At 40.4% G+C, this 11,901-nt stretch carries 13 protein-coding genes; 12 read left to right on the top strand and 1 reads right to left on the bottom strand.

All coding sequences use genetic code 11. The features are described from left to right. Positions 1-921: 921 nt before the first annotated feature. The gene (locus E7303_RS14000; RefSeq protein ID WP_292146007.1) at positions 922-2,178 is read right to left on the bottom strand and encodes a hypothetical protein; all 1,257 of its coding nucleotides are present in this window, start codon (positions 2,176-2,178) and stop codon (positions 922-924) included. 141 nt (positions 2,179-2,319) lie between these two features. Between E7303_RS14000 and E7303_RS13995 the strand changes: the two genes are divergently transcribed. From E7303_RS13995 to prfA, 12 genes are all read left to right on the top strand, one after another. Then, complete coding sequence (locus E7303_RS13995; protein WP_292146005.1) at positions 2,320-3,561, top strand: alanyl-tRNA editing protein; 1,242 nt, start codon at positions 2,320-2,322, stop codon at positions 3,559-3,561. A 47-nt stretch (positions 3,562-3,608) separates the two neighbouring features. Continuing rightward, positions 3,609-4,325, top strand: coding sequence for an AzlC family ABC transporter permease (locus E7303_RS13990; protein ID WP_292146004.1), 717 nt, complete (start codon positions 3,609-3,611; stop codon positions 4,323-4,325). Continuing rightward, on the top strand, positions 4,318-4,623 hold the full coding sequence (locus tag E7303_RS13985; protein ID WP_292146003.1) for an AzlD domain-containing protein: 306 nt from the start codon (positions 4,318-4,320) through the stop codon (positions 4,621-4,623). Before E7303_RS13990 ends, E7303_RS13985 begins: the two co-directional genes overlap by 8 nt. Positions 4,624-4,666: 43 nt before the next feature. Next, positions 4,667-5,209 carry a 2-C-methyl-D-erythritol 2,4-cyclodiphosphate synthase gene (gene ispF / locus E7303_RS13980; protein WP_292146002.1) on the top strand — a complete coding sequence of 181 codons (543 nt, stop codon included), beginning with the start codon at positions 4,667-4,669 and terminating at the stop codon, positions 5,207-5,209. 21 nt (positions 5,210-5,230) lie between these two features. After that, on the top strand, positions 5,231-6,658 hold the full coding sequence (gene cysS / locus E7303_RS13975) for a cysteine--tRNA ligase (protein ID WP_292146001.1): 1,428 nt from the start codon (positions 5,231-5,233) through the stop codon (positions 6,656-6,658). Continuing rightward, on the top strand, positions 6,643-7,083 hold the full coding sequence (locus E7303_RS13970) for a Mini-ribonuclease 3 (protein ID WP_292146000.1): 441 nt from the start codon (positions 6,643-6,645) through the stop codon (positions 7,081-7,083). The genes cysS and E7303_RS13970 overlap by 16 nt, the downstream gene beginning before the upstream one ends. 11 nt (positions 7,084-7,094) lie before the next feature. Then, entirely contained in the window at positions 7,095-7,847 is a 753-nt protein-coding gene (gene rlmB, locus E7303_RS13965; protein WP_292145999.1) for a 23S rRNA (guanosine(2251)-2'-O)-methyltransferase RlmB, read from the top strand. Further along, a complete protein-coding gene (gene sigH, locus E7303_RS13960; protein WP_292145997.1) occupies positions 7,844-8,458 on the top strand; it encodes an RNA polymerase sporulation sigma factor SigH in 615 nt (204 codons plus the stop codon). The genes rlmB and sigH overlap by 4 nt, the downstream gene beginning before the upstream one ends. An 89-nt stretch (positions 8,459-8,547) precedes the next feature. Further along, positions 8,548-8,754: a 50S ribosomal protein L31 gene (gene rpmE, locus E7303_RS13955; RefSeq protein ID WP_022774079.1), complete on the top strand. Its 207-nt coding sequence runs from the start codon at positions 8,548-8,550 to the stop codon at positions 8,752-8,754. Between the two features lie 87 nt (positions 8,755-8,841). Then, positions 8,842-9,849 carry a DUF1385 domain-containing protein gene (locus E7303_RS13950; protein ID WP_292145996.1) on the top strand — a complete coding sequence of 336 codons (1,008 nt, stop codon included), beginning with the start codon at positions 8,842-8,844 and terminating at the stop codon, positions 9,847-9,849. Between the two features lie 22 nt (positions 9,850-9,871). Beyond that, on the top strand, positions 9,872-10,714 hold the full coding sequence (gene prmC, locus E7303_RS13945; RefSeq protein ID WP_292145995.1) for a peptide chain release factor N(5)-glutamine methyltransferase: 843 nt from the start codon (positions 9,872-9,874) through the stop codon (positions 10,712-10,714). A 47-nt stretch (positions 10,715-10,761) separates the two neighbouring features. Further along, positions 10,762-11,826 carry a peptide chain release factor 1 gene (prfA, locus tag E7303_RS13940; RefSeq protein ID WP_292145994.1) on the top strand — a complete coding sequence of 355 codons (1,065 nt, stop codon included), beginning with the start codon at positions 10,762-10,764 and terminating at the stop codon, positions 11,824-11,826. The last annotated feature ends 75 nt before the right edge of the window (positions 11,827-11,901 follow it).

Genomic DNA, 11,901 nt, shown 5'->3' with positions numbered 1-11,901 from the left:
TGGACGTCAAGGATGGCGAACACAGCCACTACTTTTAAATCAGGAAATCATTTTACACCACATTTAGGACTTGACCTAATCATTCCGTCCGTATAACAATCTATATAATAGAAAAAATATCGTTTTGGGCATATAGCGCTTTGTAAAGCTTCCAGCCACCTCTGATTCTTACTATTTTGGGCATATAGCAGCTTTTTGCGAGGCCAGCCACCCTCACGAGCACTCAAATGGGCATATAGGCTGATTTCAAGCCTTTGGCCACCCGTTAAAAGGGTGGCTGTGGACGGATAATTGTCGTATATGCCCAGTCGTCTGCGATGAAATCCATATGAGGGGTGGCTGAAAGCCTGAAATCAGGCTATGAGCCCAAAACCGGTTTAATTGCAGGTGGCTGAGCTATTGAAAACGAGCTATATGCCCAAAACAGCAGCTCGCTCTCATAACATTGGGAGCCGAGGGAATAAAGCCTTATACGTTCTAGAAGTATCAACATCTACTGTTCCTAGCACTACGCATGCTTGAATGTCGCCACTTCTGTTGTTTTTGATTTCGGTGCGCGAGGCACCTTAAATTATCTCCCAGCAGTTCCTGAATTCGGAGGCCGAAGCACCTTAAAGTAGCCATCCCTACTGTTCTCGGAGTCAGAACCCGAGGCTCTTGTAACCAGCCACACCGCAAGGTGCTTGCCATTGACGGGTTCTGGGGAAAACGCTACAATGCTGAATCCGACGGTGCGAGAAAATCTACTGTTCCCATCATCCTCACCGTCGACAAAGCTGACAAGGCGTTTTCCTCAGGTTCAGTCAATGGTGGCGTACGCAGCCGCAATCTAAAATTTTTAGAGAATTAGAGAAGTCACTTACGCATATACAAAGTGACATTTTACAATCTGTTACTAGAGTACTCTTGTTTTGGAGGATTTTACTGCTTAAAAAGATCGCTTATATCTAAGTATTCTGTCGAGAAGTCGTATGAAGGGTTCTCTTTACAAGATACTGAAAGTGTGAAGAAGACTTTTTTGCCGGTCAGATCTTCGATTGTGCTATCGTCTGAATGAATAAGGCGTGATACATACAGGTAATTGGATGGCAGGTAGTCTTTGTAGAGTCCGTAAGAGGATGTGATTTCTCCATCAATATTAAGATCTACTTTTTCCAGATATAATCCGCTTTCGCTTTTATTCTTGATGTACAGATAGAAGCCGTCTTTGTCATCTTCCTTGGTATAGGCGTAGATATCTGCCTGCTCATTTGAGTAGACGAGAGTCGAAGCATTTATTTCTTCGTCTGTAGGATTGCTGAGTCTTTTTGTGTCTGCTGATGTGCTTATGGTAACCGGCTGCGACATGATCTTTCTGTAATTATAATCCTCAGATCTTACAGCGATATCATTAAATACCATTTCTGTTATGAGGCTGTCTGTAATATAGTACATATCCTCATATATCTGGGTGGTGCTTTTTTTCTTAAAAGAATCATACATATAAATGTAATCGTTTGATGTGGCGATGCCATTTATGGAATTACAGGAAAGGCTGAGCTTTATAGCTTTATCCAAAGTGTTTTCTACTAAAAGTCCTACTTTGACAATTTCGGAGCCATCCTCTGTATAGTAAAAGCCATTCACTGTTACCTTTACTTTTCCATCATCATAGATAATTCCGTCGCCGCAGGCTGCATAGTCAGCAGGAACAAATTCATAATAGGGTTTGTCATTTAGTTCTTCATTTTTGCGATAGCGGGAATGGGTGTCTGCTATACTTATGGCAAGGCCGAGTACTAATATGCCTGTAAGGGTACCAACTAGAATAAAGATTGTTTTCTTTAACTTTTTAAGTACTTTTTTACTTTCAATTTCAGCTTTTCTTTCTCTTTGGGAAATAACTTTTTCAGTACTTTTTTCGATAAACTGTTCACTGACATTAAATCTTGCAGACCATTCATCGTCTTTATCATAGGGCGCGCCGCAGTGAGGGCAGACCTTATTCTTTCGTGTGTCTACAGCACAGCCACAGTAGTCGCAGGAAATCACAGGCTCTTTATATTTTATTTTTTTAGCCTGTTCCTGGGCAGCCTTTCTGACCTCTTCTTTGCTGAAGGCGTTGGCCTTAAGCTTGTTATACTTGACTATAAGTACAATGATGTATATAAGAATTCCAAAGAATATTAACCCCAACATTATTATCACCTTTAAAAACACTTTTTTAGAAAAACAATGATTATTGTATACGCCTTTATTTGTATGTTCAAGATAAAACTGGCAGGACAATGGCAGCCGTTTCTCTTTATTTCTACACGTTAATGTGCTAAAATTGGGGCTATGGAAAAAATAGTGGAAATATATTATGAAAGTGCATATATAAAGGAGTTTGACGCGGCGGTCATCTCCTGCAAGGAGAGAAAAGACGGGAAATATGATGTGATCCTTGACAGAACAGCTTTTTTCCCTGAGCAGGGCGGACAGAGCTCTGATATAGGCACTATAGTCGATGAAAATGGAGCAGAGCATAATGTGAACCACGTCTCCATCAAAAATGAGTCTCTTGCAGATTCTTGCGAAAACCTGAAAGAAAATATAAATGAATCCATGGCTGTGATAAGGCATGTGGTAGATACGCCTTTAACTGAAGGAGAAAATGTTCATGGCGTTATCGACTGGGCTCACAGATTTTCCAATATGCAGCAGCATACGGGAGAGCATATTTTCTCAGGAATCGTGGCATCGGAATATGGTTATGACAATGTGGGATTTCATTTAAGCGACACTGAAGTTACTATGGATTACAACGGTCTTCTTACTTCGGAGAATATCAGGGACATTGAACTTAAGGTAAACAGGGCAATTTGGGAGAATGTTCCTGTTATATGCGAGTTTCCGGATGAACAGACACTTAAGTCATTAAATTATAGAAGTAAAAAAGAACTATCGGGTGATGTCAGAATTGTCACAGTCAAAGGTTATGATGTCTGTGCCTGTTGTGCGCCTCACGTTGAGCACACCGGTGAGATCGGAATTTTGAAAGTTACTGGCCTTCAGAATTACAAGGGCGGTGTCAGAGTCAATATTTTGTGCGGAAAACGTGCGCTTGAGTATATAACAAGCCAGCAGCAGATCGTGGACGAGCTCTCAAGGCAGTTTACGACGTCTTTTGATAACATAATTCCTTCTGTAAAAAAACTTTCATCTGAAAATGCAGATCTTAAAGGGGAGCTTTCGGCTACAAAGGAAAAGCTTATAGAGTATGAGCTTAAAGAGATTCCTTCTGATAAAGAGAATGTCATTTTGGTAAAAGATGAATCAACGGATGGAAACTCTATGAGAAAGATTGTCAATTTGCTTTCACAGAGCCATGATGGATTTTGCGGAGTGTTTGCAGGAACTGACGAGAAGGGTTATAAGTTTGTCTTTTCATCCGGTCAAAAGAAAAAAGATCTAAATGAAGTGATCAAAGTTCTAAGAGAAGACTTCGGGGCAAAGGGCGGAGGAAATGCCAAAATGATACAGGGGAGTATTTCTGAGGCAAAAGCTGCAGAAATATTGGAGAGCTTAAACTGCATTTGATGCGTTTTTTGATTACTTAGAATATACATAACGAGGATTATGAAAAAATGAGTGCTGGAACAATAAAGGATTTCAGGGATGGATGCAGGGATGCTATTCCAATCTGTCTTGGTTATATTGCAGTTTCTTTTGCCTTTGGAATAGAGAGTTCCAAAATTGGAATGTCTGTTCTTGAGGCAGTTATGACATCACTTTTGAATGTCACAAGCGCAGGGCAGTTTTCAGCCCTTGATGTTATCGCCAGAAATGGCAGTTACATCGAGCTTATCATGCTTCAGATTGTTATCAATCTGCGCTACAGTCTTATGTCTACGGCTCTTTCCCAAAAACTTGATACCCATCTTGGCACGCTCCACAGAATGGGAATATCCTACGGAGTAACTGACGAGATATTCGGTGTAAGCATATTAAAACAAGGGACGCTTTATCCTATGTATTCCTACGGCCTTATTGTCACTTCTGTTTTTGGATGGGTGCTGGGAACAGGACTTGGGGCTACAGCAGGGGCAATAATGCCTTCAAGGATAATCAGCTGTCTTGGTCTTGCCATATATGGCATGTTTGTTGCGATCATCATTCCGGATACCAGGACCAGCAAGGCTGTTATGTATGTTGTAATATCAGCGATGACACTAAGTACAGTATTTACATATGCCCCTTTGTTAAAAGAGATTTCATCGGGCTTTAGAATAATAATCGTAACTGTTGTTGTTGCCGCTTTAGCTGCAATCATCGCGCCGGTAAAGGAGGAAAGCCATGAATAATGTTTTTTCCTATATCATAGTTATGGCGCTTGTGACATATCTTATAAGAGCGCTGCCTTTGACTCTTATCAGAAAAGAGATAAAGAGTAACTTTGTTAAGTCTTTTTTACACTACGTGCCCTATGCAACACTTGCAGCTATGACTTTTCCTGCAATACTTCATGCCACAGACTATGTGTTATCGTCGGTAATAGGCTTTGCAGTTGCGCTTGTACTTGCTCTTAATAAAAAGAGCCTTCTCACAGTTGCAGGTGCAGCCTGCGCTGTAGCATTTGTAGTGGAAATATTTCTTCATTGAGATTATTATATAGTTCATAGATAGAAAGAACGAGGTAATAAACATGCGAGTTGGAATGGGATATGACGTCCATCGCCTGGTTGAAGATAGAGACCTTATCATCGGTGGAGTAAAGATTCCTTATGTTAAAGGGCTTCTTGGTCATTCGGATGCGGATGTACTTTTGCATGCGATCATGGATGCGCTTCTTGGAGCGGCAGCCCTTGGAGATATTGGCAAGCACTTCCCTGACACAGATCCTAAGTATAAGGGAGCTGATTCATTATTTCTTTTAAAAACAGTTGGAGAGATGCTTTCAGAAAAGTGCTTTATGATTGAGAACATTGATGCTACAATCATAGCTCAGGCTCCAAAAATGAGACCACATATAGACACTATGAGAGAAAACATTGCAAATGCACTTGGGATTGATATCTCTCAGGTCAATGTCAAAGCTACAACAGAGGAAGGACTTGGATTTACCGGAACCGGTGAAGGAATATCCTCTCAGGCAGTCTGTATGATCAGTAGCTTTTTTGAAAAAGGAGCTACTGTATATGACAGTGGGGCAAAGTGCGCAGGCTGCGCCGGATGCCCAAAAAATTGAGAGAATAATTGGAGAGAAAAGATGGCACATTCATTTACTTTTTATAATACTTTATCAAGAAAAGTTGAAGATTTCATACCAAGAGAGGAAGGCAAGGTATCAATGTATACCTGCGGACCTACTGTATATCATTACGCTCATATTGGTAATATCAGAACATATATCATGCAGGACGTGCTTATAAAAGCCCTTGAATATGCAGGATATGATGTAAAAAGAGTTATGAATATCACAGATGTAGGACACCTTTCTTCAGATGCTGATACAGGCGAAGATAAGATGCTAGCAGGAGCAAAAAGAGAGCACAAGACAGTAATGGAAATTGCAAAATTCTATACAGATGCTTTCTTTAAAGATTTTGACGCCGTAGGCAATAAGCGTCCTGATGTTGTGGAACCTGCAACAAACTGCATTCCTGAGTTTATTCATATGATTGAAGTTCTCCTTGAGAAGGGCTTTGCATATGTAGCAGGTGGAAACGTATATTTTGATACCAGCAAGTTAGATGATTATTATGTTTTTTCTTCAGATATTGAGAAAGAGCAGCTTCAGGTCGGAGTTCGTGATGATGTAGAAGAGGATGTCAACAAGAAGAACAAGACAGACTTTGTGCTCTGGTTTACAAAATCAAAGTTTGAAGACCAGGCTCTTAAATGGGAGAGCCCATGGGGAGTTGGATACCCAGGATGGCATATCGAGTGCTCATGCATTTCAATGAAACACCTTGGAGAATATATTGATATTCACTGCGGCGGCGTGGACAATATCTTCCCACACCACACAAACGAAATTGCCCAGTCAGAGAGCTATCTTGGCCATAAGTGGTGCAAATACTGGTTCCATAGCAATCACTTAAATGACAGAGCAGGTAAGATGAGTAAGTCAAAAGGCGCGGTTCTTACTGTTTCTGTATTAAAAGAAAAAGGATATGATCCTCTGGTTTACAGATTCTTCTGCCTCCAGTCACATTACCGTAAGCCTTTAGAGTTCTCTTTTGAGGTACTTGACAGCACAGCTGTTGCTTTTGACAAGCTGGTTAAGAGAATTGCTGAGCTTAAGGAAGAGGGAGCAGTTGACGAAAGCGTACTTAAGAAGTTTGAGGACAGCTTTGCAGATGCTATCTGCGGAGACCTTAATACTTCAATGGCTATAACAGTTCTTTATGATGCATTGAAGGCTGACACTAATGATGCTACAAAGCTTGCGATCGTGAAGAACTTTGATAAGGTTCTTTCTCTTGATCTTATTGGTCATGCTAAAAACATGAAGGAATCAGCTACAAGCGTTGATCCTGAGCTTGAGGCATATGTTCTTGATGCCATCGAGCGCCGCAGCCAGGCCAAAAAAGAAAAGAATTTTGAACTTGCAGATGCTATCAGAAATGAACTGCTTGAAAAGGGTGTTGAGATCAAGGATACCAGGGAAGGTGTTAAATGGCAGCTTCGTTAAATGATTATTTTAATGAACAATTTGGAATAAAAGAGCAGGATATAAGAACTTTTTCTCCTTTGACGCTGGCCTATATAGGGGATGCTATTTTTGATGTAATAGTGCGTTCTATACTGGTTAATCAAGGCAATACAGCTGTAAATAAGCTTCATTCCAGAGCAAGCTCCATTGTTAAGGCCCAAACTCAGTCACTTATTATAAGGACTATAATGGATGACCTTACAGAAGAGGAAAAAGAGATCTATAGAAGAGGACGCAACTCAAAACCACACACCAAGGCTAAAAATGCGTCAACTATAGAGTACCTTGATGCCACAGGCTTTGAAGCTGTAATGGGATTTCTTTATCTCAAAGGAGATATGGACAGAGTCTGCGAAATTGTTAGATTGGCGATTGAAAAAGCTGATCTTGATATCTTGAAATAAAGAGGAAAAATATGGAAGAAAATTTAGAGAGCAGAATCGTCGAGGGCCGAAATGCCGTCCTTGAGGCTTTTAGATCCGGTAAAGTAATAGACAGACTGTTTGTACTTGACGGATGCAAGGATGGTCCGGTTCAGAGCATTTTGCGCGAAGCAAAAAAACACAAGGATACAGTTATTTCTTTTGTCAAAAAAGAAAGACTGGATCAGTTGTCAGAAACTGGCAAACATCAGGGTGTGATCGCTTATGCGGCAGCCTATGAGTATGCTGAAGTCGATGATATTTTAGATGCAGCAAAAAAGAAGGGTGAAGATCCTTTTATCATCATTTTGGACAATATTGAGGATCCACACAATCTAGGCGCTATTATAAGAACTGCTAACCTTTCCGGAGCACATGGAGTTATCATTCCCAAGCACAGAGCAGCCTCACTTACAGCAACTGTTGCAAAGGCTTCTGCAGGTGCTATCAATTACACACCTGTTGCCAAGGTTACTAATATAGCTCAGACCATCGAAGAGCTTAAGGACAAGGGACTTTGGTTTGTATGCGCTGATATGGGCGGTACGACCATGTATGACCTTAATCTTAAGGGACCGATCGGACTTGTTATAGGTAATGAGGGCAGCGGCGTATCAAGGCTTGTAAGGGAAAAATGTGATATGATCGCATCTATTCCTATGAAGGGCGATATTGATTCTCTTAATGCTTCAGTTGCGACCGGAGTACTTGCTTTTGAGATAGTGAGACAGAGACTTAGTAAATGAAGAATTATAAAGACTACACTGATGAGCAGTTAGTACTAAAAATTCATGATGACAACGAATCTGATGCCATAGACTATGTCATGAACAAATATAAGAATCTTGTCAGAAAAAAAGCCGGATCCATGTATATTCTTGGTGCTGACAGGGATGATCTTATCCAGGAGGGCATGATAGGTCTTTTTAAGGCAATCAGGGACTATGATATTGGAAGAGATGCCAGTTTTATGACCTTTGCCGATCTTTGTATTTCGAGACAGATGTACTCGGCAATAGCATCCTCTGCCAGAAAAAAACATGCACCGCTTAATTCCTATATTTCCATCTATACCAGCAGGGAAGATGATGAAAACAGTGCGGCAGCCATTGAAAGTATTTTGGAGTCTGATTCAAGTTCGATTCCGGAGCAGCTCATAATAGAGCAGGAAAATGTCAAGGCTCTTGAAGATGCTATCGATAAAGAGTTAAGTGTTCTTGAGAGACAGATACTCGATCTGTACATAACCGGGATGAGTGTAAAGCAGATTTCTGCTGTACTTGGCAGGGATCTTAAGTCTACAGATAATGCAATGCAGCGCGTTAGAAAGAAATTAAAAAAGTACTTGCGAAAGTAACTTTATTATGTTATATTGATATAGCTGTGCAAGCAGCGGTAACTATAGTTAATTATGAAGATTTTTTGTATATAGAGAGGTGAGAAGAGATGAGACAGGACATTCAGCCAGAATTCCATCAGGCAACTGTTACTTGCAACTGCGGTAACACATTTACAGTTGGATCAACAAAGAGTGAGATTCACGTAGAAATCTGCTCAAAGTGCCATCCATTCTATACTGGTCAGCAGAAGGCTACAACTGCTCGTGGACGTATTGATAAGTTCAACAAGAAATACGGCATGAACAATCAGTAATTCATAAAAGTGTAGAGTTAAGAGGTTGAGGCTTTTGGCCTCAGCCTCTTTTTTCAATAATAAGCAGAGTTACGTGACGAGGTGAGTATGAAGAAAAGAAAAGTTAAACACTATTCAGGTATTGGCGGACAGGCTGTTCTTGAAGGCGTAATGATGAGAAATAAAGATATGTATGCTGTTGCGGTCAGAAAGCCTGACGGAGATATAGCTGTTGAGGTGGATGAGTTCCATGGCATTGCATACGGCAGTAAACTTTTAAACATTCCATTTGTCAGAGGTGTGTTTGTATTTATTGACTCTCTTATTTTGGGACTTAAATCTTTGAATTATTCTTCTACTTTTTATGAAGAGGAAAAAGAAAAACCATCTAAGTTTGATGAGGGGATTGATCAGGTTTCAGGAGGTCATGAGGATACATTTCTTATGATCCTTACAACGGCTATATCTTTCATTTTTGCCATAGGTCTTTTCATGATCCTTCCATATGCACTTTCGGAAGTTATCAGTAAGTACATCAGAAATACATCTCTCGTCGCTATTATAGAGGGTGTACTCAGGATCCTTATCTTTATCCTGTATATTCTTTTGATCTCTCAGATGAAAGATATTAAGCGCTTATTTATGTATCATGGCGCTGAGCATAAATGCATCAACTGCATTGAAAAGGGCAGACCTCTTACTGTTAAAAACGTAAGAAAGAGTTCAAGACTTCACAGAAGATGTGGCAGCAGCTTTATATTATTTGTAATGCTCGTAAGTATTATCCTGTTTTTCTTTATAAGAGTTGACTCTTATTTATGGAGAATTGTAGTAAGAATCCTTCTTATTCCTGTAATTTCAGGAATATCCTATGAACTTATAAGATTAGCAGGGAGATATAATTTCTTCCTTGTAAGAATGATCTCAGCTCCAGGACTTTGGCTTCAGAAACTGACAACTAAGGAACCTGACGATAGCATGATCGAAGTTGCTATAAAGTCTGTTGAGGCAGTATTTGATTGGAAAGCTTATCTTAAAGATTCTTTTGGATATGAGATAGATGACAGCTGGCTCAATGATGAAGAAAAGACTGAGGAGCTTGAATCTGCTAACTGATATTCTTATTTGGTGATACTTTATGAATTATAAAGAAGCTTATGATAACGGAATAAATGAACTTTCCAGAGTCGGAATTCCAGACGCAGGTCTGGATGCACGGCTCCTTTTGGAATATATATGTAATACTAATCACAGCACTTTGTACGCCCATCCTGATAAGGAACTTACTGAGGAAGAGGAGAAAGGTTACAAGGCTCTTATAGCAAGGAGAGCAAGTCGTGAACCTGTAGCTTATATTCTTGGAAACCAGGATTTTATGGGGCTTAATTTCAAAGTTAATGAAAATGTCCTTATTCCGGAACAGGACACAGAAACCCTTGTAGAAGAAGCCTTGAGGTACTGTGAGGACGGAATGAGGGTCCTTGATCTGTGCACAGGTTCCGGATGCATAGCTTTAAGTATCCTTAACTTTACCAACGATACTAAAGTGGTCTGTACAGATATTTCAGATAAAGCTTTAGAAATTGCTACTGAAAATAGTGAGAAGCTTGGCCTTAAGGAAAGAGCTGAATTTGTTCATGCAGATCTTTTTCCGCCAAAGGATGGGATCAAATATGACCTTGTAGTATCCAATCCTCCTTATATAGCAAGTAGTGTAATTGAGACCCTTGCTCCTGAAGTTAAGGATTTTGAGCCAAGGCTTGCTCTTGATGGTGATGAGGACGGATTGTCTTTTTACAGGAGAATTGTTAATGAGGTTCCGGAGTATCTTTATACTAACGGATATCTTATTATGGAAATAGGATATGATCAGGGACAGGCTGTAAAAGAGCTTTTAGAGCAGGATAACAGATATCACGACATAGAGGTAATAAAGGACTATTCAGGAAATGACAGGGTGGTAAGGGCGTGCTTTTATTAGCTGAGCGGTTCTTTTGACCATGAAATTTAGTAGGAATAGAGGAAGCTATGTTTGATAAGATAGAAGATATTTTAAGGCGATATGAAGATATAACAATGGAGCTTAATGATCCTTATGTTGTATCTGATCAGAATAAATTCAGAAATCTGATGAAGGAGCAAAAGAGCCTTGAGGCTTTAGTAGAGTGCTATCAGGAGTATAAAAAGTGTAAGCAGACAATCGATGATAGTTTGCAGCTTTTGGATGAGGAATCAGATCCTGATATGAAGGAAATGCTTCGAGAAGAGCTTTCAGAAGCCAAGGACAGGATACCGGAGCTTGAGAACCGGCTCAAGATACTTCTTTTGCCTAAGGACCCTAATGATGATAAGAACGTTATTGTGGAGATACGTGCAGGTGTAGGCGGAGAAGAGGCAGCTCTTTTTGCGGCAGATATGTACAGACTCTATACAAGGTATGCTGAGAGGAAGAACTGGCGTGTTGAGACTATGAGTGTCGAGGACACAGGTATAGGCGGTATCAAGGATGTCAGCTTTATGATAAAGGGTGCCGGGGCATACTCAAGACTTAAATTTGAGGGTGGAGTTCACAGAGTTCAGAGAATTCCTGCCACAGAGTCAGGTGGAAGAATACATACTTCAGCTATCACGGTAGCGATAATGCCGGAGGTTGAGGATGTTGAAGTTGAGATCGACATGAACGACTGCAAATTTGATGTGTTCAGAGCGTCAGGTAACGGTGGACAGTGCGTTAATACAACAGACTCTGCTGTTAGACTTACCCATCTTCCTACAGGAATCGTTATTTCCTGCCAGGATGAGAAGAGTCAGCAGCAGAATAAGGCCAAGGCACTTAAGGTTTTAAGAGCTAAGCTTTATGAGCTTGAAGAGCAAAAGAAGCACAACAGTGAAGCTGCACTTAGAAAATCCCAGGTTGGAAGCGGAGACCGCTCTGATAAGATAAGAACATACAATTTCCATCAGGGAAGAGTTACAGATCACAGAATCAATCTTACCCTTTACAAGATTGACCAGATTATGGACGGAGACCTTGATGAGATCATCGATTCACTGATTGCCGCAGACCAGGCTGAGAAGCTTGCTGCAGAGTGATACTTAATACAGTCTAAAATAAAAATAAAATAGGCCTATCCCCGATTGAAGGGCAGGGGTAAAAGGTGTACAATT

Origin of the sequence: Butyrivibrio sp., assembly GCF_015056685.1 — a bacterium.
Lineage (GTDB): Bacteria > Bacillota > Clostridia > Lachnospirales > Lachnospiraceae > Butyrivibrio.
Note: the sequence above shows the minus strand (reverse complement) of the source record. Positions and strands in the feature narration are given on the sequence as shown.